The sequence below is a fragment of the Acidimicrobiales bacterium genome, assembly GCA_035536915.1.
In the GTDB taxonomy this organism is placed as follows: domain Bacteria; phylum Actinomycetota; class Acidimicrobiia; order Acidimicrobiales; family JAHWLA01; genus JAHWLA01.
Genome location: DATLNE010000001.1, coordinates 1 through 21,278 on the forward strand (window position 1 = coordinate 1; position 21,278 = coordinate 21,278).

Below are 21,278 nucleotides of genomic sequence, written 5' to 3' on the forward strand. Positions count from 1 at the left end.
GGCCTCAGACCTTGCCTACCTCCACGTGCATCCTCTGGAGGGTCGGGTGGGCCCGGGCCAGGTGCCCTTCGCAGTCGAGGCTCCCTCGGCGGGCACCTACCGTCTGTTCTTCGATTTCAGCCACCAGGGAACGGTGCGGACGGCGGCTTTCACGGTCGAGGTCGCTGACGGCCAGGACGGCACGTCGAGGACCGCCGGCCACGGCGGGGGCCACTGACGTGGCCGTGGACCGCGGGCAGCTGGGCCACCCGCTCGAGCAGGGTGAGCTGGACGCGCCGGCCGATGATGGGGGCCACGGGTGAGCACGGTGGCGGTCTGGGGGGCAGGCGCTCGAGGCGGCGCCGGCCTCAGCCAGCTCGCCCCCGGCCGCCTCGGGGCTCGCCCCGGTGGTGAGGATGAAGCCGGGAAGCGTCGGCAGACCGGCGGCGCCGGCGCGGACCAGGGCGACGGCTTGGCCCCGGTGGGAGCCGGGTTGAGGGTGTCCAGTTGGTCGAGGGCGATCAGGGCGGGCCGTACATCGCTCTGCTGGCTTGGCGTTGCTCGCACCAGCGTCGTTCGGGTCATGACCCGCATCTTCAGCCCTGCGACTTGCCCTCGGCTTCCAGATGACGACCGGCGCCCTGCAAGCGGGCGGCAAGAGTCCGGCAAGTGCGCCCCCGTACCGTCCCCACCAGAAAGGAGGTGGGCACGATGGACAAAGCAGTGATCGAGGCCCGGGGGCTGAGGAAGGCGTTCGGGCGGCACCTGGCGGTAGAGGATCTCAGCTTCGAGGTCCGAGGTGGCGGGGTGACGGGGTTCCTCGGCCCGAACGGGGCCGGGAAGACCACGACCTTGCGGATGCTGCTCGGGCTGGCCGCCCCGACATCGGGCACCGCCACGGTGTGGGGGCGGCCCTACGGCGAGCTTGAGAATCCCTCTCGCATGGTCGGCGTCATGCTCGACGCCGCGTCGTTCCACCCCCGGCGGAGTGCTCGTGACCACCTGCGTTGGATGGCGGCCGCCGCCGACATCTCGAGCCATCGCATCGACGACGTCCTCGCCGCCGTCGACCTCACCGGAGCCGCCGACCGCCGGGTGGGGGAGTTCTCCCTCGGCATGCGCCAGCGCCTGGGGCTGGCCGCAGCTCTGCTGGGCGACCCCAAGCTGCTCGTCCTCGACGAGCCGGCCAACGGGCTGGACCCCGCCGGTATCCGCTGGCTGCGCGAATCGCTGCGCTCCTTCGCGAAAAGCGGAGGGACGGTGTTCGTCTCCAGCCATCAGCTGGGTGAGGTGACCCACATGGCCGACGAGGTCGTCGTCCTCCGGGCCGGACGCCTCGTCGCCCACACAAGCGTGGCGGACCTCACCGGCGGTTCCACCGCCGCTGCCCGGGTCCGTTCGCAAGAGCCGGAGCGGCTGGCGGAGGTGCTCATTGGTGCGGGAGCGGAGGTGCGAAGCGGAGAGCGGGGTGCGATGCACGTGCGGGGGCTGCGGCCCGAGCAGGTCGGCGAGCTGGCCGCCGCCGCGGGCGTGGTGCTGCACGAGCTGGTGGGAGAGATCAACAGCCTCGAGGACGTTTTCTTCGAGCTGACAGAGAAGGAGGAAAGCCATGCCGGGATTGGTTAGGGCCGAGCTCATAAAGCTGACGACGACCAAGACGGCGCTAGGTCTGGTCGTGGGGGGGAGCGCGGTGGCCGCCCTCGGCGCCTTCTCCACCATCATGAGCGCCAGTACCGAGGACCTGGCGCGGCCCGTTCACGACCAGCACTTCTTCATGCTGGCCTCGATCAACCTGGCGCTGTTCGCCCTGGTGCTCGGGATCCGGTCCGTCACCGACGAGTTCCGCCACGGCTCGATCGTGCCCACCCTGCTCGTGGCACCCAAACGGTCGCGGGTGGTCGTGGCCAAGGTGGCGATGTCTGGCGCCGCCGGCGCTGCCATGTCCGCCGTGGCCCAGACGGCGATGCTGGCCCTCGCCGTTCCCCTTATCGCCGCCAAGGGGAGCGGCCCCTCCTTCGAGGCGGCAGACCTCGCCGCCGTTGGCGGCCTCGTCGTGGCCGGAGCGCTGTGGGCGGCAATTGGCGCGGCCGTCGGCGCCATCGTGCGCTACCAGGTGGCCGCCGTGGTGGGGGCGTTGGTGTGGGTCCTGGTGTTGGAGAACCTGGGATCGGTCTTCCTCGGCGATGCCGGCAGATTCCTCCCCGGGCAGGCGGCGCACGCCGTGGCTCAGGCCACACAAGCCGGGTCGCTCCTCGCCCCGGCGACCGGTGCGGTCGTCCGCGTCGCCTACGTCCTGGCCGCCAGCGCCGCGGCCGCGCTGCGAACCACCCGGTCCGACATCGCCTTGACCTGACCAGCACTGGAGAAAGCAGAGAACAGATGAGACGACTCCTTGTCCTCGTGTCCGTGGTCCTCGTCCTCGCCGGTGCCTGCGGCACCAGCACCGACGACGAGCGGGCCTCGAACGGCGCCGGCGACGACGTTGGGGGTCCGGCGACGACCGTCACGACGGCCCTCTCGGGCTCGACCACCACCACGCCGCCCAGCTCCCACCTACCCCCTCGTCCCGGTCCGACCACGGTCGCCACGACCACCACCGCCCCACCGAGCGCGGCGCCGGCGCTGGACTGGAGGACCCGACGAGCGGTGGCGGCAGGCGCGGGATGGGACGTCAGGGCCTGCGAGGGCGATGCCCCCCTCTACTGCGCCTACGACCGGGCCGTCCTCGTAGGCGCCGTCGAGTTGGTGTCCTTCCCGCTCGACAGCTTCGAGTCCTTGCGAGGGCTGTCAAGATCCGACGCCCTGGGCCGGCTGGCTGCCGACGCCGACCGCTCGGCCCGCGAGGACCGGGAGAAGGGCTGCCCCCCCGGCTCGCGTTACGCCTCGATCCCGGCCCGGCGCCTTCCTGTAGCCGGGGACCAAGGCATCCGCTATGGCTTCACCATCACCTCACCACGGGGCGCTGCCGCCGAGCGCTCCGTCACCTACGCCACCATTGCCGGCGACACCATCTTCCTGACCGTCGCCGCTGCCTTCGGCGAGGGCAGCTGCGTCGGCGTGGAGGGCACGCAGTTCCAGCCGGCCACGCTCGAGCGCTTCGAGCCCGTCCTCGACCGGCTCGTTGCCCGCATGGTGCTGCCGTGAGCGCCGCCCGCCTGACCGCACGCCCGCAACACGTCGCTCCAGTCTCTGCCCGGAGATCACAGGAGGTGAATTCACCATGATCATCGACGACCGCATGCTCATCGCCTGGTCGCCGGGCGGGCCTGGCCATCATCGATTCAGGTATCGACACGGTCGATGGCGGGGTCGGGGGCCTCGCCGAGGAACTCGACCCAGGCGCGCTTGACGCACGGGTAGTGGGTCGATGCCTCGACCAGGACCAAGAAGTTGGCGATCGTGTCGTCGAAGCGGCCGCGGAGCCGTTTGTCGGCGATGTCGCCAGTGTCGTCGAGCGGGGGCTTGGGCGAAGGAGAACATGTCGGGATAGATGCGGGCGCCGAGGTGCTCGAGCGGGACCCGTAGCGACCACAGGCCCCGATTGCGCCCACCATCGACGGAGACGCGGCTAAGGAGCGTCGACGACTTCTTCCCGCAGGTACCACTGGACGATGGCCAGGCCTCCTGACAGCCTTTTCCCAGAGTCGACAAGGGGGTGGCAGGTGGCTGGTGTCGAAGTTCGATCGTCCGATGCGTCTGATGAGGAATTCACGGCCGAGAAGGCCCGTGCGCACCGCGTCGACGTGGGCAGCCACAGCGTCTGGAGGTGCACCTTCGAGCCCGGCTGGCGGTACACGGAGCACTTCGAGCCGGAACTGTGTAAGGCACCCCATCTCGCCTTCGTGGCATCGGGCAGGCTGCACATCGTGATGAAGGATGGGACAGAAGCCGAGGCCGGCCCGGGATCGGTCGTCGTGATCGAGCCAGGGCACGACGCGTGGACGGTCGGCGACGAGCCCTGCGTGTTCATCGACTTCGGAGAGAGCCTCGCCGCGGCCGAATGAAAGAGCCTTGAGCATGCAGGTAGCCGCTGGCCGGTGAGTGCACGGCTCGGTCGATGGGGCCGGACCAGGCGGCGGCCGGCGTCGCGCCCCGCTCGTGGATGCTGCTACTACCACCACGAACCGCCCAAGCCGCCACCATCGCCGAGTAGCGAACCGGCGATCACGCGGTGCGCCGACCGTCCCATAACCACGACGCCGGCGAGCTGCGAGAGCATCCTCGATGTGCCGTTCAGGGACGCTACATATCATTCGCTCGATATCGCGGTTGCCCGCCCGTCCCTGACGCTCTGGTCGGCGCGTAGCCGAGCGGGACGGCGCCACCTATCGCTCGGGGCGCAGCGGGGCTGACCCCACCGCCGCCTACGCCACACCGTGTGTCGTCGAACCGCCGAGGAAAGAAGGCGTCCCCCGTGCTCATGGCTGGGGACTGCGCCGCCCGCGTTCCCCCGAGTCGGCTTCCGCGTGCCCGACCCCCGGCTACCTGGACATTTGCTCCTCGGCCACTCGACAAGCGTCTGGCGACTTGCGTGGTCTACCGATTGTTCCCCCGGGTTTCGACGAGCGGGACCCGCGATGAAGGAGGACACGATGAAGGGGCACGTCAAGAAGCGAGGGGACCGCTACTACGCAGTGATCTACGAAGGTCGAGACCCCGTGACCGGCAAGGAGCGCCGCAGCTGGCACCCGGCAGGCACCGTCCGGGCCGAGGCCGAGCGCCTCGCCGCCAAGCTCGCCGCGACCGAGACGAGCCGGGTCGACTCGGTGCGGTCGCTGACCTTCGGCGCGTACCTGACCAGCCAGTGGCTACCAGCAAAGAAACTGCACCTGGCCATCAGCACTTACCACGGCTACGAACGAAACGTACAAATCCACATCCTGCCTGTGTTGGGCAGGGTTGGCATCCGGCGCTTGCGCTACCAGCAGATCGAGGCGCTCTACGACACGCTGCTCCACCCCACCGAGGGCAAGGGCCTATCACCGAAGACCGTCTATGAGGTCCATCTCATCATCAAGGGTGCGCTCGCTGACGCTCTGCGGCGCGGCCTGGTATCCCGCAACGTCGCCGTGGTCGCGCGAGCCCCCAAACAGCGGTCGCTCCAGCGGATCGAGGGCGCCTCGCTCACCGAGGACGAGCTGCGCCAGCTCATGCGTAGCGCGGTCGGCCACCGGCTCTTCCCGCTCTACTGGTTGACGGCAATGACCGGGATGCGCCGCAACGAGGTACTCGGCCTCAAGTGGCCCGACATCGACTTCACCAAGCGGTGTCTGCACCTCAACAGGGGGCTCGTCGCCGTCGGCTACGAAATCCACCAGACACGCGGCAAGACCAAGAACGCTCGCCGCGCCATCGCCCTCGACGACACCACCCTCACCATCCTCGCCGGCTGGCGGGACTTCCAGGCCGCCGAGTTCGCCGCGGTCGGCATCACCAACGACGACCGATGGGTTTTCACCGACGGCGCCGGCAAGCCCGTACATCCCCACTCGGTCTACGAGGCATTCCGCCGAATCGTTCACAACGCCGGCGTGTCGACCATCCGCTTTCATGATCTCCGGCACACCCACGGCAGCCTGCTCATCCAGGACGGGATCCCCGTGAAGGTCGTCAGCGAACGTCTCGGCCAGGCCAACATCGGGTTCACGATGCAGACCTACCAGCACGTCCTGCCCGGTATGCAGGCCGACGCAGCCCGATCGGCCGAGCGGCTCGCCAAGCCCACTCCCCCGACCGCGAGAAGGACGGGGGAACGTCGGGGGAACGGCCGGAGGAAGAGCGCCTGAACCGGGGGACACCAGCGCAACGAGCAAGGCTCAGGTCGCTGACCTGGGCCTTCTCACTGCTTTTCGTGGCGGGGGTGGGATTTGAACCCACGACCTTCGGGTTATGAGCCCGACGAGCTACCAGACTGCTCCACCCCGCGGCGAGACCGGTCACGATAGCACCCGCAACCAGACGCGCAAAAGTGAGCGCCGGAGGCCCGTTTCAGTGCATTCCAGTGATTTTTAATTGACTCCATGATCGAACATGTGTACGGTCGGAGCGTGATCGGAGCACTGCGGAAAGCCATCGAGGACCTGGAGGTGCCGCTCGACGGCGACGCCTTGGCGGAAGTCCTGAAGGTGGTCGACCTGCTGAACGCCAAGGTGGCGGCGGCGATCGGTGCCTTCGACGCCGAGGCCCTGTGGGAGCTCGACGGAGCCACGTCGATGACGGCGTGGCTGCGACATCACGCACGCATGACGGCGAGCACTGCCAAGTCGACGGCTTCGACCGCGAAGAAGCTGCGCGGCTTGCCGCTGACCGAGGACTACTGGCTGTCCGGAAGGCTGTCCGGCGGCCAGGTGCAGGCCATCGTGCGCAACGCCACGGCGGAGTTCCCCGAGCACGAGGCGGCGGTAGTGCCCGCGTTGGTCGACCTGTCGGTGGCCGGCACGGCCTTGGCCATGCAGCAGTGGAAGGCCATGCTCGACATCGAGCCCACGTTCCAACGAGGCGTCCACCTGTCCCAGACGCTGGAGGGCCAGTGGGATCTGACCGGCTCGCTCGACCCGCTGGGCGGCGAGACGGTGGCCACTGCGTTGCGCCTGGCCATGGTCGACGAGCCCGAGGTGCCGCCTGCCCGCAGGCGGGCCGACGCGCTGATCGACGTGTGCAGGTTCTTCCTCGACCACCATGCAGGTAGCTTGGGTGGACGGCACCGCCCGCACCTCAACGTGGTGGTCGACTACGAAGCCTTGCGCGCCGGCCGCGGCGGCAGCTTCGTGGGCGGTGGGCTGATCGACGGTGCGTCGATGCAGGCGCTGGCCTGCGACGCGGCCATTCACCGAGTCGTGACCGACGGACGCAGCACGATCCTCGACTACGGCACCTCGACGCGCACGATCCCGGCGCCCTTGTGGTCGGCGCTGGTGCTGCGCGACCGGCACTGCCGCTTCGATGGATGCGACCGGCCGTCGCACTGGTGCGAGGCCCATCACGTGGTCCCGTGGCAAAACGGCGGGAGGACGAGCCTCGCCAACCTGGTCCTCAAGTGCAGCCGGCACCACCACTTGGGGCACCAACCGGGCTGGTCCGAGAAGCTCCAGCCCGACGGCACGCTGGTCATCACCGATCCAAGGGGCCGCACCCGCACGACCCGACCACCGGGCTCGCTCAGCGACCTGCAGCGCGCGAGTTGATACCCGGTTGAGAGTTACTCGTGGGCGCTGCTCGTTGAGCTGGCGCCCTACGCGGTGCCGCCGGCTGACCGGTTGGCTTCGTTGGCCCGGCGCACGAGCTCGCCGACCTCGTTGACCCGGCGTTGGTACTCGGCCAGGTCGCCGCGCCGCAGCGCCTCTTGGGCAGCGTCGTACGCTGTCTGAGCCTGGGCCAGCAGCGCCTGCACGTCGGCTGAAGGCGGTTGCCCGCCGGGCTGCGTCGGCGTGGTGGGCGGGGCGGGCGCGCCTTGCGGCCCCCGTTCCAGGGTGGCGGGCGCCGAGCCGAAGATCTTGGTCAGCGCCTGCTGCAGGGTGGTGCCCATCTCGGCCCGCTCGCCGAACACCACAATGACCCGCTTGAGCTCGGGCACTGGGTTGTTCTGCGACTGCACGTACAGGGGCCGTACGTAGACAATCGAGTTCTCGATGGGCAGCACCACCAGGTTCCCTTGCAACGCCTGCGAGCCCTGCTGGTTCAACAGGGTTATCTCGCTGGTGATCGTGGTGTTGGCCTTGATGCGGGCATCGACCAAAGCGGGCCCGTCGACCTGGCGGCCACGGGGCATCTCGAACACCTCAAGCTTCCCGTACGACCCCGGGTCGCTCTTGGCCGTCATGAAGGCGGTCAGGTTCTGCTGCTTGTCGGCCTGCGAGGCGGCCACGAAGGGTCGCAGGATCAGGAACGACTCACGGGGGTCGCCGGGCAGCCGCAGCAACAGGTACGTCGGGTCCATGCGCTTGGTCTTGCGCCGCACCAGGTTGCCCTCGGCGTCGAGCACCTGGACCTCCTGGGCGGGCGCCGACGGGTTGCCCGAGCCGGGGTCCTGCGACACGTTCCAGGCGTCGGTGGCCCGGTAGAACTCCACCGGATCGGTGATGTGATAGCGCCCGTACATGTTCGTCTGCACCCGGAAGATGTCCTCGGCGTAGCGCAGGTGCTCGACCATCTCGGGGTCCATGGCCGAGAACGGCGTGAACAGCTTGGGGAAGGCCTTGGCGTAGGCCTGCACGATCCGGTCATCGGGGTCGACGATGTAGAACGTCATCGTGCCGTCGTAGGCATCGGTGACGACCTTGACCGAGTTGCGCACGTAGTTGAACGAGGTGTTGAGCCCGCTGCCCGGCGGCAGCTCCTCCACGTTGGCGTGCTGTGCGTACGGGTACCGCGACGTTGTCGTGTAGGCGTCTTGCACCCACTGGATGCGGCCCTTGACAATCACGGGATAGGGGTCGGCGTCGTAGCGGAGGAACGGCGCCGCCTGCTTCACCCGGCTCTCGATGTCGCGGTAGAAGACAGCTCGGGACTGCGGCGTCACCTGGTCGGAGATCAACACGTTCTGGTCGCCGAAGCGAATGGCGAACGCCAGCCGCCGCAGGAACGACCCCATGGGCACGCCGCCCTTGCCTGCGTACGTGCTCTCCTCGGTCTCGCCCGACTCCGTCTGGAAGTCGATCTCCTTCTGCTTGCTGTTGACGATGGCGTAGCTGCTCAGGTTTTCGCCGAAGTAGATGCGCGGCTCGGTGATGGCCGGTGTGCCCGCCGGTGGCACGTCCTTGACCAGGAACTCAGGCTTGCCGTCACTGCTCACCGCGTTGGCGGGCGACACCACGGCGCCGTAGCCGTGGGTGTACTGCAACCGCTGGTTCACCCACGACTGCGACGGCAGGTCGCCGCTGTTGAGCTCACGAGCCGACACGATCGTCTGCAACAGCTCGCCGCCGATGGTGTAGCGGTCGATGTCGACGTCGTTGAACCGGTAGTACTGCCGGATCTCCTGCAGCCGCTGGTAGGTGCCCTTGACGTAGGTGGGGTCCCACAGCCGGACGTTGCGCACCGTGGTGGCGTTCTCGCTCAGGTCCTGGGCGGTGAGGCTCTCGTCGTAGTCGAAGGAACGCTCCTGCACGTCGCTGATGTTCATCGCCACGCGGGTCGCCTTGATGTTGCGGTCGATGTACTTGCTCTCCCGCTGGAGCTCGGACGGCTCCACGCGGAACTTCTGGATGAAGGCGGGGTAGGCGGCGCCCACGATCACCGAGATGAACGCCCACAGGCCGACGCCGATGACGGGCAGCACCCAGCCCTGCCAGCGGATGTTGAGCAGGAACAGCACGCACGCCGCCAACGAGATGACCACCAGCAGTTGCAGGGCGGGCAACTGGGCGTTCACGTCGGTGTAGGTGGCGCCGTGCACCGCGCCCCGGGTGGAAAAGTTCAGCTCGTAGCGCGACAGGTAGTAGCCCGCCGCCTTGAGCAGGGCGAGCACGGCCAGCAGCACCGAGATGTGCGCCTTCACGTGGCGGGTGACCCGCGGGGCGGGCGGCTGCACCCGGATGCCGCCGTTGAGGTAGTGGGCCACCAGCGAGACCACGGCCACGATGAACACGGCGAGGAAGAGCCAGTCGACGACGAACGACATGAACGGCAGTCGGAACACGTAAAAGCTGACGTCTTCGCCGAACTGAGGGTCGTTCACGCCGAAGTCAACGCTGTTGCGGAACAACAGCCAGTTGTTCCACTGGCTCGCCGTGTTGCCCCCCGCCATCAGGGCGAACAGGGCGGCGATGACGAGGCGGACCTTGCCGGCGTGGCGGCCTACGGCGTCGCGGTAACGCTGCACCAGCTCGTCGTCGGGGCCGGGCGTGCGGAACTTGGGCGCCAGCCGGTCGGCGATGAGCAGGTTGAGGTACAGCAGGACGAAGAAGCCCGCCGTGAAGCCCGCGACGAGCGCCAGCTTGGTGCCCAGCACCCCCTGCCACACGTCGCCGAAGCCCAGTTCGTCGAACCACAAGTACGTCGTGTAGAAGCCCGCGATCCCCCGCAGCGACGTGAGGCCGAAGAACAGCACGACACCCGCGGCGATCAGGATCGTGCGGCCGCGGTTGCCGCGACGAGCCGGCCGGGGGAGGTCGGTGGGAGCACGCATGGGCGGAGCCTAGGGCGCGGCAGGGACGAGCAAGCAGCGGCACCCGGCGTGCGCGGGCGGATGCAGCCTGCCGGTGGGGTACTCCTCGCCGCGAGGGGTGGGGCCGGCCAGGGCGTTGTCGTCGCAGTCGGGGCAGGGGCCGCCTACGTCGTCGACGATCCAGCGCAGCGGCGCCCCTTCGGGGGTGGCGCTGAACGTGCCCCGGGAGAAGGCGGCGATCACGTGGTCGGTGGCCAGTTGCTCGATGCGCTTGCCCTTGGTCTCGCGGTAGGCGGCGCCGATGCGCTCGACCACCAACGACGCCTCTTCTTCGGCGCCTTCCTCCAGGCCTCGCTCGAGCCGCTTGCGCAGGGGGCCGACGAGGTCGGCGGCCAGGCTTTCGGCCAGGTCGTCGACGTCGACGGCCGTGTCGCCGCCGTCGACGAAGGACACCCCTGCCGTTGACGCCTCGGCCAGCAGTTCGGCAGCCACGGCCCGATAGCGGGCGGGGTGGTCGTCCGCGCTGGGCAGGACGGCATCCGCCGTCGGGCGGCCGCGGTGGCTGCGGAACCGGTCGAGCACGTCGTTCTGCTCGTCCTGCAAGGCCCGCTTCAGCCGGCGCGAGAGGCGGTGCTCGATGTCTTCCACCGCGCCGTCACGCCGCTGGAGCAGGGCTTCGTCCTCGTCGGAGAGAGGTGCTTCTTCGGCCGGCTCCGATGCAGGCGCTGCGGCGGCGGGTTCGGGCGCGGCGTCGCCCTCGGCGTCAGCGTCGGCCCCGCTGTCGAGCACCTCGCGGGCGCGGGCCACGGCTTGGGCGCGGTCGGCACGTATGCGGGCGAACAGGTCGTCGACGGCGTCGGGGGCTTCGTCGCCTGTCGTGGGCACTTCTTCGGCGTTGCCGCTCGACGCTTCCTCGGGCAGCGGCGGGTCGGCTGGGCGCGAGGCTGCCTTCGCTGCTTCTTCTTCGGGCAGCAGCGGGTCGACGGGACGCGGAGGCTCCTCGACTGCCCGCGGCGGCTTGGGCTCGGGCTCGGGCGGCGCCTCCTGGCTCGGCTCCGGCTTGATGATGCGCACGCCTTCGCCTGCCATGGGTGGGGCGACGGGCGTGAACGCCGCGGCCCGCTCCGCCTCGGCTGCCTCTTCGTCCTTGGGGCGGCGCAGGATGCGCACCGACGACCGACGCCGTTCCTCGGGCTCGGGCTCAGGTTCCGGTGCAGGTGCAGGTGCGGGCTCCGGCTCCGGCTCCGGCTCGGCCGCAGGTTCGGCGGCGGGCTCTGCGACCTCGTCAAGCTGCTCCTCGGGCACCCGGCGTGCGGCCGCCTCCGCTGCCGACCGCGCCTCGGCTTCGGCCTTGACCAGTTCCTCGGTGACCTCGTCGAGTGTGGTGCGCACCATGCGGTACGCCTCCAGCAGCCGGTCGCGCCCGGCCCGCAACTGCTCGACCTGGGTGTGCGCCAGCTTGCGCCGCCGGGCCAGGTCACCGAGCACCTTGGCCCGGCGGCCTTCGGCCTCTTCGACCATGGCGCGGGCCTTGCCCTCCACGTCCTCCAGCAGGCGTTCGGCCTCCTGCCGCGCCCGCCCGAGGGCAGCCTCGGCGTCGGCTTCGGCCGCCGTGCGGATCTCGGCGGCGGCCGCTTCGGCCTCTTCGGTCTCTCGGGCCAACAAGCCTTCGGCCTCGGCCCGCATCCGGCCCGCCTCTTCGTAGGCCTCCCGCAGCAGCTGGGCCACGTTGTCTTCGGCCTTGCCCCGGATGTCGGCCGCTGCGTCCTGGGCCGAGCGCAGGATGCGGGCCGTCTCCTCACCGAGCGCGCTGGTCAGCGTGTCGACGTCCATCTGGGGGTGCGCCGCCCGTTCCTCGGCCTCGGCCAAGCGGCGGCGCAGCGCCTCCGCTTCGTCCTGCGCGGCGCGCAGCTGCTCGGCCACGCGGGCCAGGAACCTCTTGACCTCGGTGGGGTCGAGGCCGCGGAACGACGTCGGGAACGCGTGCGCGGCCACCTCGTCCGGCGACAACTCGGGCATGGCCGAAGCCTACGAGCCGCAGCCCGGGATTTGGCGGACTACGGCAGCGGGTCGAGCAGGCCGTTCAAGGTGTCGACGACGGGGGCCACCAGCGGGTCGATCGGCGTCTGGGTTGTCACCGGCGGGACGGGCTCGTCGGGGTCGTCGGGCTGCGTCGTCGGGGTGGTGCCGCCGTTGCGAGGCCGGGTCGTGGTCGTCGTCGACCCGCCGGAGCCGCCAGGACCGGGCCGCGTCGGCGTCGGCGTGGTCGGGGAAGGTCCGGCCGCCACCGTCGCAGGGCCGGAAAAGCCCAGTGGCGCCCGTCCGATGGCGAGGTCGAGGTCACGTACCAACGCAGGGGCGTCGGCTACTGCCTGGTCGAGGGCCACGAGCCCCCATGCCGCACCTTCGTCGCGGAACCGGAAGACCGACTGCCACCGTTCGCCGAACGACGACTGCTTGCCTGCCACGGTGATCACGGCGCCGACCAGCGTCTCGCCGGGCGGGCGGGCGCCGTCGAGCAACGAGGCCGCGAACGACGGCTCGTTGTCGAGCGCGGGCAGCACCTGCTTGTAGAACCCGGGGGTGCGGCCTTCGCCGGCGCGCACGTTGGGGCCGAAGGCGCGGCTGCGTGCCTCCAGTTCGCGGCCGAAGGCCATGGCGGCGCCGAGGTGGCGGCGGTCCCACTCGTCGGTGTCGTTGTAGGCCACGGGCGCCGCCGAGGTGGGCAGCACGCCGATCGCAGGGATCGATGCCTGGCGCAAGGCGGGCACGGTGAAGGCCGGGCCGCCGGAGCGGAGCACGACGTGGCCGCGGTAGGCGGCGGCGGAGACGGCCAGCGACCGCGACACTCGCGCCGCGCCCGTGACTTCCACTTCGGAGCCCGCCGTGCGCACCACGACGGGGGCGCCTTCGGTGGCGACCAACAGGTCGCCGGTCATCAGGTTGGGGCTGGCCGCCAGCTCGAACTCGGTACAGGAGTCGGCCGCGCAGCGCAGGTCGTAGCTGCGGCCGTCGCCGGACACGACCCGAGCCGTGCCCTGCTCCAGCTTCACCCGGTCGCCGAAGTGGAGCCGTTGCGAGCGCTCCACGACCTTGGCCGCCTTGCCCGCCACGCTGACCAGCGCCCGTCCTTCGACGTCGAGGCGCGCCTCACCGGAGCGCAGCTTGTCGCGGCTGCACCCAGCGGCGCCGACGGCCAGGAGGCCGGCGACCAAGACCATCGAAAGCGAACGCTTCATCGCCTTCCTTGTATCGGCGTAGCGGGCAGGAAGATGGAGAAACGGGAGCCTTTGCCCGGTTCGGACAAAAGCGACACCGAGCCGCCGTGGGCCTCGGCCACCCGCTGCACGAGCGAGAGTCCGAGCCCCAAGCCGCCGAAGCTCCGGGTGTCAGAGGTATCACCTTGCACGAAGTCAGCGAACGCCAGTTCCTGCTCCTGCGGCGTCATCCCCTTGCCTCGGTCGACCACGCTTACCTCGAGGCCGCCGTCGACGGGCGCAGCGGTCACCGTGATCTTGCCCCCGTCGCCCGAGAACTTCACGGCGTTGTCGACCAGCTCGTCGAGGCTCAGGGTCAGCCACCGCCGGTCGACCTGCACCTTGGGCACGCCGCGGCTCACCCGGCGCACGATCGACCGGGTGCCGTTAACCCGTTCGTCCCACCGCTTCACCACTTCGTCGACCAGGGCTCGCACCTCGACCACCTCGGGGCGGAGGATGACGCGACCGGCGCCCGCCGAGGCGAAGAACTCCAGCATCTGCACGATGCGGAACAACGCCTTGGACTGCTTGAGGATCTCGCCGTGCCACTGGCGGGCCCGCTCGGGCGGCACGTCCTTGCGGGTAAGCAGGTCGGCGTAGCCCATGATCCCGGTCAGCGGGGTGCGCAACTCGTGGCCGATGCGCGAGAGAAACTCCGTCTTCATCTGCTCGACCTCGCGCTCGCGGCGCAGGTCGCGCAGCACGAACACCGCACCGGCCAGCTCCCCCGCCAAGTCGCGCAGCGGACCGCCCAGGACCGACACGGGGATGCGGCTGCCGTCCTGGTGGTCGACCCAGCCTTCGGCGTGCCAGCGGGTGGGCGACAGCCGGGTGAGGCGGCCGCCGATGTCGGTGCCGTCGTCGGCGCTGAGGCTGACCACTTCGTCGGCCCGTTGCTCACGCGCCGAGGCGGCGCCGATGCCGAGCAACTCCTCAGCGGCCTGGTTGAAGTCGGTGATGCGGCCGGTGGCGTCGACGGCGATGAGCGCCTCGCCCATGCCCGCCACGACCGCTTCCAAGCGGCTGCGCAGGCGGCTTTCCGCTTCGGTCTTCTCCTGGATCGACAAGGCCATCGAGTCGAAGGCGCTGCCCAACACGCCGACCTCGTCGTCGCTGGCGATCTCGGCCCGCACGTTGAGCTCGCCGCGCTGGATGCCCTCGGCCACTCGGGTCAGGCGGCGCAGGCCTGCGCCGATGCGCTCGCCCACGATCGACGCCAGCAGCAGGGCGAGCAGGGTGCCACCCAGGGCGATGACGAACAGGGTGCGGAACAAGCGATCGCGCGAGTCGCCCACGATGGCGGTCGGGGTGGAAGCGGCCATGGCGAGGATGGGGCGCTCGTCCTCCATGCGCACCGGGCGGATGGCCACGAAACGGGTAGGCGTGATGGTCGACTCGGCCCGGCCGGTGTCGATCACCGTCTTGGCCAACGACAGCACGGTGCCCGCAGGCGGGCGGGGGCCGAACGACGCCACGAAGCGGTCACGATCCGCCAAGGCCAGCGAGAGCGACTCGTCGTCGCTGGAGCGCACGTTGAGGTAGTCGTCGTTGAGCCGGGAGACGGCGATGGCCACGCCGAGCAGGACGGGCGAGGCCCCTTGCTGCTGCATGCGCGCCGGTGAGGCGGCCACCGCGAAGGCCTGGCCCGCCAGCACGTCGACCGAGTTGCGGGCCGACAGCGTCTGGATCGACTGGCGCACGATCTCCGAGCCGGCCAAGGCCACGGCTGTGGCGTTGTCGATGCCGGTGACGCCGAGGACCTCGCCGGTCGGGGCCACAAAGGCCAGGGGCGTGCCGAGGAAGTAGGTCGACGACAACGCCGCCAGTTCGGGGTTGAGGTTGCCCTCGCCCGGGCCGGTGAAGTCGAGGATGGCCTGGGCCCGCTGGCTGCCGAGGTTGGCGGCCACGATCTTGGCTTCGGCCAGGCGGGCCGCCCCTTCCCGGCGGGCGAAGGTCGCTTCCGAGCGGGCACGGGCGTCGAGGCGGGTGAGCTCCTGGTCCTCCACGGTGTTGGCCAGGACTGCCGACAGCGCCACCGACAGCACGAGCACGACCAGCAGGAGGGCGCCCGCCGCGCTGGCCGCCACCCGGGCGGCGATGGACCGGCGGCTGGCGGTGAGCACCGACGAGCCGATGCCCGCGGCACCGATGACGAGCAAGGCGGCGGGGACGTTGCTGGTCGTGGTCGTGGCCGCCGCCACGGTGGCTGCCGCGGTGCCGGCCATGCCCACCCACATGAGGCGGCGCGATGTGCGCCCGCCGCACCACGGGACGGAGCCGAACAACAAGGCGGCCACGCCCGCGCCGCGCAGGCTGAGCAGGAGGGGGTCGTCGCCGCTTTCGATGAGGCTGGAGCCGTGGAAGAAGGCGGCGGCGGAGAGGGAGAGGAAGCCGACGGCCAACAGGGCACGGGAGCCGAGCGGGCGCGCCACCAGCTCCCCGCGCAGGACGACGAGGGCCAGCCCCGCTGCCGAGGCGAGGAACAGCACGAATTCGGCGGCGAACTGGAACTGGGCGGCCGAAGCGGACATACGTCTACTTATCGGCGGGAAGCGGGGCGATCCCAGGAATTCGGGTCACCGGCTCCCCCCTGCTGTGGCCGCCGTGATGTCGCCGCCGAGACGGCCCAACGCCTGGATGGCCTCCTCCAAGGTGGCCACCTTCACGATCTGCAGCTTGCTGCCCGCGTGCGACAGCGCCACCTCGTACTCGCCCGGCGGCACGAGGAAGACGTCTGCTCCTTGGTTGCGGACGGCCGCCGTCTTCTGGGCGACCCCGCCGACTTCGCCGACTTCGCCGTTCATGTCGATGGTGCCGGTGACCGCCACCTTCTTGCCCCCGGTGAGCTCGCCCGCCGAGAGCTGCTCGATGAGGCCGAGGGCGAAGGCCAGGCCCGCCGAGGGGCCGCCGATGCGACCGCTGTCGATGTTCACCTCGAAGGGCTTGTCGAAGCGGCGGTCCTTGGTCTGCATGACCACGCCGAGGAAGGCGTTGCCCTCTCGCTCGCCCAGGGTAACCTCTTCGATGCGGGTGGTGCCGTTGCTGTCGGTCACCTCGATGCGGGCGACTTCGCCGGGCCGGTGAGAGCGGATGCGGTCGACGGCGGCCTGCGACACGGTCGTCGGAACGCCGTCGACGGCGGTGATGGCGTCGCCCGGGGCGAGGCGCCCGGAGGCCGGTGAGCCGTCGCTGACCTGGACGACGAGGGCGCCCTTGCCGGTCTCGGGCACGTTGTGGCCGAGCTGGCGCAGGGCGACGACGATGGCCGTCTCCTTGGAGTCGTCCATGAGCTGGAGGTTCTGCTGGCGGTACTGCGCCGGCGGGGTGCGGCCCAGGATCTGCTCTTCGGGCACGACGTCGACCTCGTCGTCGAGCCAGCCCTGCACGGCGCCCAGCGCCTTGACCCGCTGGAGGGAGACGGTGGCCAGGTAGACCTCGCCGCGGCTCGGGTAGAGGCGACCCTCGGGCGCCCGGATGAGCTCGTCGACCTCACGGGCGTCGCCGGGTGCGATGGCGTAGTACGGGAGATCGGTGTTGAGAGAGACGGCGAGGGTGAGAAGGCCGATGACCACGTGCGGCACCCACCAGAAGTGCAGCCACAGGGGGCGTTCGGGCGCCGGTTGGAGGCCGCTCCCCGATGGCACACCCGTCCCGGAGTCGGGCACTACCATCGGGTCGATCGTGTCCACGTCCGTGACTTGCCTCTTCGGGATGCCGGCGGGTGGGCCGGGCGGCCGCAATAAGTGTGCGGGACAGCCTGCCATGGAACCGGCCGCTATCGGCGCCGTCCTGGTCGGCGCGCCATGACGGAGCCCGAGGAGGGACCGGAGGCGCCCAAGGCGCCCGACCTGAGCACCAAGCCGGTGCTCGAGTGGACGGCCGACGAATGGCGGGCGTGGATCGAGACCACGCGCGTGCCCGAGCAGTCGGCCGCCTCGCCCGCGGCAGAGGCGGCGCCGACCAAGGACTGGTGGGACCGCTTGGCCGGCGACCAGCCCCGTCAGGCGCCCGCTCCGGGCCCGTCGACCGCTCCCCCGCGGCCTGAGCCGGGGTCCGCGCCACCGAATGTGCCTGCGCGTCCGGAGGCGACCGATGCGCCGTCGCCGCCCGAGCCGGCTTCATGGCCGCGGCCTGCGCCCGCCGCGGCGGCGCCGACTTCGCCCGCCGCACCTCCGCGGCCTGAGGCCCCCTCTGCGACGCCGGGCTCGCCGCCCGCTCCGTCGCGGCCCGAGGTTGCTACCACGGGTTCGACGGGTTCGCCGGTGAATCCTCAGCGGCCCGAGCCGTCGCCCGCAGGTGCGCCTCCTGCACCGCTGCGGCCCGAGCCCACGGCCCCGGCACCGGCTCCACCCGCCGCTTCCCCGCGACCCGAGGCCACCTCCGGGTTCCCGGGTTCACCCGCTCCGTCGCCACGGCCTGAGACCGCATCTGCGGCGACGGGTACGCCGACTGCTTCTCCGCGTCCCGAATCAGGTTCTGCGTCGCCGAGTCCGACACGGCCCGAGCCGACGTCGCCGGCATCGACTTCCCCGCCTGGGCCCGCACCCGGTCCTCCGTCGGCCCCGCCGCGACCGCCCTCGTTCTCGCCGCCGCCCGGTGCGCCCGCGCCCCCCCGTCCCGAGACGGCGGTGCCACCGAGCCCGACGACGCACGCCCCCGCGGCCGCCGGTCCGCAATCGGCTGGGCCGTCGACCGTCCCGCGTCCGGTCCCGCCGTTGCCCGGTGCGCCCGGTGCGCCCGGTGCGCCCGGTGCGCCGATGCCCACGCCGGCCCCGCCGCTTCCCCGACCGGTGGACGCGCCGCCCACGGCCACAACGCCGGCCCCGCCTGGTCGGGCCACGCCGCCGGGCCCACCGGCGGAACAGCGTCGCCAACGTGCCATCGCCGACCCCGCCCAGCATCGCGTGCGCTCAGGCGTGGCCCTGCTGATCGTGTCGGTCGTGGTCGGAGTACTCAGCGCGGGCTTGGTGGCCGTGGCCATCGCTTTGGCGCTGGTCGCGCTGAAGCGCGCCGTCGGCTGACCGACGACGCGCTTCTAGACGACCTGCACTACAGAGCGATCAGCGGTTGAAGCGGTTGAACCGGCCCGCGGCGGCGCCGTTGCCCGACATGGGCTCGACGACGACCGGGTCGTCCATCATGCCAACGGCGCGCTCGGCCTCTTCGACCACAGGCGCAGCGTCGGCCGAGGCAGCAACCTCGACGCGGTAGTAGGTGCGGACTTCAAGCGGGATCTCCTGCATGTGGAACAGCCGGGTGTCGGTGACACCCTCCTGGTTCCGCAGGTGCTCCACGAACCGAACCGCTTCATCGAGGGATTCGGCTTGGTGGTAGCCCGGCTTCCCGTCAGCGCTCCGGAAGACGACCATGTGCGACATGACCACTCCTTTCCGGGACTAGCCATCGACCCCCGCTGGCCGGCACTTGAGCAACGTTCCTCCGAACGGAGGTCTACGAAAAAGTAGACGAAGCAGTAGACTGTTGGTGTGAGCACGACGATCAGAGTCCCGATACGAACGCGTGACCGGCTCGCCGCGCTGGCCAACGCCACCGGCCGGCCCATGACGGCTGTGGTCGAGGACGCGCTCGACGCGCTCGAGCGGCGCATCTTCTTCGAGAGCCTCAACGCCCGCTACGAGGACCTGCGGAACGACGGGGCCGCGTGGGCCGCCGTCGAGGCTGAACGGGCGGCGGAAGAAGGCGCCACCCGCGACCACTCGAAGTGAGGCCACGCAGGGGTGAACTGTGGTTGGTCGACTTCGGGGAGCCCGTCGGGCGTGAACAGGCTGGGCGCCGTCCTGCGCTCGTCGTCTCCGCCGATGCGCTGAACGAAGGCCCCGCCGGCGTGGTGGTCGTCGTCCCTCTCACCACCGCACGCCGGGGACTGCCGTCGCACATCGAGATAGAGCCACGCGACTCCGGCTTGTCGGAAGTGAGCTACGCCAAGTGCGAAGACGTGAAGTCGATCTCGGACCGGCGCCTGGTGGCGCGACTGGGGAGCACGGACCCCGGCGTCATGTTCTCGGTCGGCCGCACCCTGACCTATCTGCTCGACCTCTGACCGACCTACGGCCGGAGCGCCAGGCGCACCACGTAGCGCTGCTTGGCCGAGCCGGGCGGATGGCAGGCGAACAACGTTGCCGTCGGCGTGGGCGTGGGATCGGCGATGTCGACCCGCCGCGGTGTGACCACGAACGACTCGGTCACCAGGTACACGGTGCGCACGCCACCTAGGTCGAAGACGACCTCGTCGCCGGCGACCAGCTTGTCGATGTTGCGGAACGGGCGCGAGTGGGTCACCCGGTGCCCGGCGATGACGACGTTGCCGTTCTCTCCCGGCATGGCCGTGCCCGGCCAGTGGCTCGGGCCCTTGTCGATGTTGCGCAGGCTGATGCCGTGGTAGAGCCGGTGCACCAACCCGATCTTGGGGATCTCGATGGTGCCGATCTCCACGATGGGCTCGGCCGCGTAGGGGTCGGCGGGTGGCGTGACCGGCCCGCGCACGGTGGTGGTGGTCGACGACCCGGCCGGCGCCGCCACCGTCGTCGACACCGGCACCTCGGCCACCGGGTTGTCGACGGCGACCGCAGGCGCCTCGGTCGTCCGCTCCACCACGACGGCGCCGAGGCCCGACAGCAGCAGGCCGACGACGAGGACCGTCAGGAGGCGGCGGGTGTCGGGACGCATCCCGCCAGTGTGGCGCCGCCGTACACCGCGTGCAGCCACAGGTCGGCCAACGTCTCGGCCAGCGCCTCGCCCGAGGGCGGTTCGCCGAACTCCACGTGGGCGATGGCCGACCACTCGACCATGGCCACAAGCGCGTAGGCGGTCGACGAGGGGTCGAGCGCCCGCACCTCTCCGCGCTCCACCAACAGCGCCAACAGCCGCTCCACCCGCTGGATGAAGGGGCGGCGCAAGTCGGTCCACATGCGCTCCAGCGCCGCGCTCGAGTGCATGCCTTCGAGCAGGCACCGCCACAGCCCCTTGTGGGCGGCGAACACGCCGAAGGCGCCGGTCACCGCTCGCCGCACCGTCGAGGCCAGGTCGCCGCTCCACGGCTCCTCCGCCTGCCGGTGGATGTCGCCCGCCACGTCGGCCATGACGTTGGCGAAGGCGTCCTCCTTGTTGCGGAAGTACAGGTAGAACGTGCCGTGCGACATGTTCGCCGCTTCGGTGATGGCACCGACCGACGCGCCTTGGTAGCCGCGTTCTTCGAAGACCTGACGGGCGGCAACCAGCAGCTGCTCACCCGTCCTCTGGCGTTTGCTCACAAGCTCGGCCAACCTCTCGTTCACCGATGACCGGGGACGACCACGTTACCGAGCACGCCCGCCGCCGACGCCAGGTGGCCCTTGCGGGCCACGCAGGCGACGAACGCAGCGCCCGCGCCGGCTTGGGCGACGGCCACCCCGGCACCCGGGCCACCGCCCTCGGTGCCCTGGCCCGCGCCGATGCCCTCACCGACGACGACCTGCGGGCGGGCCTGGCCGACCCCGACCCCGCGGTGCGCCGCCGCGCCTGCGAACTGGCCGCCATTCACCCCGGCGTCGAGCTCGTCGACTCGCTGGCCGACGGCGACACCACCGTGGTGGAAGCGGCGGCGTGGGCGCTGGGTGAACAAGGCCACGACGACGACGGCACCGTCGCCGCCCTCAGTGCCATCGCCCTCCACCACAAGGACCCGCTGTGCCGCGAGGCGGCGGTGGCCGCACTGGGCGCCATCGGCGCCGAGGGCGGGTTGGCCGCCATCCTCGTCGCCACCGAGGACAAGCCCGCCGTGCGCCGACGCGCCGTGCTCGCCCTTGCCCCCTTCGAGGGCCCCGAGGTCGACGCCGCCCTGCAACGAGCACTCGTCGACCGCGACTGGCAGGTCCGCCAAGCAGCCGAGGACCTGCTCCGAGAATGAGAAAGGCCCGCCCCCAGTGGGGGCGGGC

At 70.7% G+C, this 21,278-nt stretch carries 21 protein-coding genes and 1 tRNA gene; 11 read left to right on the forward strand and 11 right to left on the reverse strand.

All coding sequences use genetic code 11. The features are described 5' to 3' along the window. The 4 genes from VM938_00005 to VM938_00020 all read left to right on the forward strand — a co-directional run. A partial coding sequence (locus VM938_00005; GenBank protein HVF73398.1) for a hypothetical protein occupies positions 1–217 on the forward strand: 217 nt, incomplete at its 5' end. A gap of 473 nt (positions 218–690) precedes the next feature. Beyond that, positions 691–1,605, forward strand: coding sequence for an ATP-binding cassette domain-containing protein (locus tag VM938_00010; GenBank protein ID HVF73399.1), 915 nt, complete (start codon positions 691–693; stop codon positions 1,603–1,605). Continuing rightward, positions 1,589–2,332 carry a hypothetical protein gene (locus VM938_00015; protein HVF73400.1) on the forward strand — a complete coding sequence of 248 codons (744 nt, stop codon included), beginning with the start codon at positions 1,589–1,591 and terminating at the stop codon, positions 2,330–2,332. The genes VM938_00010 and VM938_00015 overlap by 17 nt, the downstream gene beginning before the upstream one ends. A 26-nt stretch (positions 2,333–2,358) precedes the next feature. Continuing rightward, the gene (locus tag VM938_00020) at positions 2,359–3,123 is read left to right on the forward strand and encodes a hypothetical protein (GenBank protein HVF73401.1); all 765 of its coding nucleotides are present in this window, start codon (positions 2,359–2,361) and stop codon (positions 3,121–3,123) included. 137 nt (positions 3,124–3,260) lie between these two features. Here VM938_00020 and VM938_00025 read toward each other — a convergent pair whose 3' ends face one another. After that, a complete protein-coding gene (locus VM938_00025) occupies positions 3,261–3,530 on the reverse strand; it encodes a hypothetical protein (protein ID HVF73402.1) in 270 nt (89 codons plus the stop codon). Between the two features lie 111 nt (positions 3,531–3,641). Here VM938_00025 and VM938_00030 point away from each other — a divergent pair, with 111 nt between their 5' ends. Further along, entirely contained in the window at positions 3,642–3,983 is a 342-nt protein-coding gene (locus VM938_00030; protein ID HVF73403.1) for a cupin domain-containing protein, read from the forward strand. 573 nt (positions 3,984–4,556) lie between these two features. Further along, a complete protein-coding gene (locus tag VM938_00035; protein HVF73404.1) occupies positions 4,557–5,765 on the forward strand; it encodes a tyrosine-type recombinase/integrase in 1,209 nt (402 codons plus the stop codon). Between the two features lie 66 nt (positions 5,766–5,831). On the opposite strand, the gene VM938_00040 is transcribed toward VM938_00035, so the two are convergent. Beyond that, a tRNA-Met gene (locus VM938_00040) sits at positions 5,832–5,905 on the reverse strand. A gap of 121 nt (positions 5,906–6,026) precedes the next feature. Here VM938_00040 and VM938_00045 point away from each other — a divergent pair. Then, the gene (locus tag VM938_00045; GenBank protein ID HVF73405.1) at positions 6,027–7,163 is read left to right on the forward strand and encodes a DUF222 domain-containing protein; all 1,137 of its coding nucleotides are present in this window, start codon (positions 6,027–6,029) and stop codon (positions 7,161–7,163) included. A gap of 47 nt (positions 7,164–7,210) precedes the next feature. Here VM938_00045 and VM938_00050 read toward each other — a convergent pair whose 3' ends face one another. From VM938_00050 to VM938_00075, 6 genes are all read right to left on the reverse strand, one after another. Further along, positions 7,211–10,105, reverse strand: coding sequence for a UPF0182 family protein (locus VM938_00050; GenBank protein HVF73406.1), 2,895 nt, complete (start codon positions 10,103–10,105; stop codon positions 7,211–7,213). A gap of 9 nt (positions 10,106–10,114) precedes the next feature. Then, the gene (locus VM938_00055; GenBank protein ID HVF73407.1) at positions 10,115–12,103 is read right to left on the reverse strand and encodes a DivIVA domain-containing protein; all 1,989 of its coding nucleotides are present in this window, start codon (positions 12,101–12,103) and stop codon (positions 10,115–10,117) included. Positions 12,104–12,141: 38 nt separating this feature from the next. Then, entirely contained in the window at positions 12,142–13,323 is a 1,182-nt protein-coding gene (locus tag VM938_00060) for a hypothetical protein (GenBank protein HVF73408.1), read from the reverse strand. Beyond that, positions 13,320–15,875, reverse strand: coding sequence for an ATP-binding protein (locus VM938_00065; GenBank protein HVF73409.1), 2,556 nt, complete (start codon positions 15,873–15,875; stop codon positions 13,320–13,322). The genes VM938_00060 and VM938_00065 overlap by 4 nt, the downstream gene beginning before the upstream one ends. A gap of 45 nt (positions 15,876–15,920) precedes the next feature. After that, positions 15,921–17,015, reverse strand: a complete 1,095-nt coding sequence (locus VM938_00070) for a PDZ domain-containing protein (protein ID HVF73410.1) — start codon at positions 17,013–17,015, stop codon at positions 15,921–15,923. Positions 17,016–17,344: 329 nt separating this feature from the next. Beyond that, a complete protein-coding gene (locus tag VM938_00075) occupies positions 17,345–17,587 on the reverse strand; it encodes a hypothetical protein (protein HVF73411.1) in 243 nt (80 codons plus the stop codon). Positions 17,588–18,101: 514 nt separating this feature from the next. Between VM938_00075 and VM938_00080 the strand changes: the two genes are divergently transcribed. Next, positions 18,102–18,365, forward strand: coding sequence for a hypothetical protein (locus tag VM938_00080; protein ID HVF73412.1), 264 nt, complete (start codon positions 18,102–18,104; stop codon positions 18,363–18,365). 39 nt (positions 18,366–18,404) lie between these two features. On the opposite strand, the gene VM938_00085 is transcribed toward VM938_00080, so the two are convergent. Beyond that, positions 18,405–18,722 carry a hypothetical protein gene (locus tag VM938_00085; GenBank protein HVF73413.1) on the reverse strand — a complete coding sequence of 106 codons (318 nt, stop codon included), beginning with the start codon at positions 18,720–18,722 and terminating at the stop codon, positions 18,405–18,407. Positions 18,723–18,830: 108 nt separating this feature from the next. On the opposite strand from VM938_00085, the gene VM938_00090 reads away from it, so the two are divergent. Both VM938_00090 and VM938_00095 read left to right on the forward strand, forming a co-directional pair. After that, the gene (locus VM938_00090) at positions 18,831–19,070 is read left to right on the forward strand and encodes a hypothetical protein (GenBank protein HVF73414.1); all 240 of its coding nucleotides are present in this window, start codon (positions 18,831–18,833) and stop codon (positions 19,068–19,070) included. Then, positions 19,067–19,405 carry a type II toxin-antitoxin system PemK/MazF family toxin gene (locus VM938_00095; protein ID HVF73415.1) on the forward strand — a complete coding sequence of 113 codons (339 nt, stop codon included), beginning with the start codon at positions 19,067–19,069 and terminating at the stop codon, positions 19,403–19,405. The genes VM938_00090 and VM938_00095 overlap by 4 nt, the downstream gene beginning before the upstream one ends. A gap of 5 nt (positions 19,406–19,410) precedes the next feature. On the opposite strand, the gene VM938_00100 is transcribed toward VM938_00095, so the two are convergent. Both VM938_00100 and VM938_00105 read right to left on the reverse strand, forming a co-directional pair. Beyond that, positions 19,411–20,031 (reverse strand): class E sortase, encoded by a 621-nt coding sequence (locus VM938_00100; protein HVF73416.1) that lies wholly within the window; start codon positions 20,029–20,031, stop codon positions 19,411–19,413. Then, positions 20,004–20,615, reverse strand: coding sequence for a TetR/AcrR family transcriptional regulator (locus VM938_00105; GenBank protein ID HVF73417.1), 612 nt, complete (start codon positions 20,613–20,615; stop codon positions 20,004–20,006). Before VM938_00105 ends, VM938_00100 begins: the two co-directional genes overlap by 28 nt. A 26-nt stretch (positions 20,616–20,641) precedes the next feature. On the opposite strand from VM938_00105, the gene VM938_00110 reads away from it, so the two are divergent. After that, positions 20,642–21,250 (forward strand): HEAT repeat domain-containing protein, encoded by a 609-nt coding sequence (locus VM938_00110; protein ID HVF73418.1) that lies wholly within the window; start codon positions 20,642–20,644, stop codon positions 21,248–21,250. Positions 21,251–21,278 lie beyond the last annotated feature (28 nt).

Bases quoted from the DNA above. Each gene is read 5' to 3' on its own strand.
- VM938_00100 (HVF73416.1), bottom strand. From the start codon at position 20,031: ATGCGTCCCGACACCCGCCGCCTCCTGACGGTCCTCGTCGTCGGCCTG.
- VM938_00055 (HVF73407.1), bottom strand. From the start codon at position 12,103: ATGCCCGAGTTGTCGCCGGACGAGGTGGCCGCGCACGCGTTCCCGACG.
- VM938_00110 (HVF73418.1), top strand. From the start codon at position 20,642: ATGACCGGGGACGACCACGTTACCGAGCACGCCCGCCGCCGACGCCAG.
- VM938_00070 (HVF73410.1), bottom strand. From the start codon at position 17,015: ATGGTAGTGCCCGACTCCGGGACGGGTGTGCCATCGGGGAGCGGCCTC.
- VM938_00010 (HVF73399.1), top strand. From the start codon at position 691: ATGGACAAAGCAGTGATCGAGGCCCGGGGGCTGAGGAAGGCGTTCGGG.
- VM938_00065 (HVF73409.1), bottom strand. From the start codon at position 15,875: ATGTCCGCTTCGGCCGCCCAGTTCCAGTTCGCCGCCGAATTCGTGCTG.
- VM938_00015 (HVF73400.1), top strand. From the start codon at position 1,589: ATGCCGGGATTGGTTAGGGCCGAGCTCATAAAGCTGACGACGACCAAG.
- VM938_00060 (HVF73408.1), bottom strand. From the start codon at position 13,323: ATGAAGCGTTCGCTTTCGATGGTCTTGGTCGCCGGCCTCCTGGCCGTC.
- VM938_00080 (HVF73412.1), top strand. From the start codon at position 18,102: ATGCCCACGCCGGCCCCGCCGCTTCCCCGACCGGTGGACGCGCCGCCC.
- VM938_00020 (HVF73401.1), top strand. From the start codon at position 2,359: ATGAGACGACTCCTTGTCCTCGTGTCCGTGGTCCTCGTCCTCGCCGGT.
- VM938_00050 (HVF73406.1), bottom strand. From the start codon at position 10,105: ATGCGTGCTCCCACCGACCTCCCCCGGCCGGCTCGTCGCGGCAACCGC.
- VM938_00035 (HVF73404.1), top strand. From the start codon at position 4,557: ATGAAGGAGGACACGATGAAGGGGCACGTCAAGAAGCGAGGGGACCGC.
- VM938_00085 (HVF73413.1), bottom strand. From the start codon at position 18,722: ATGTCGCACATGGTCGTCTTCCGGAGCGCTGACGGGAAGCCGGGCTAC.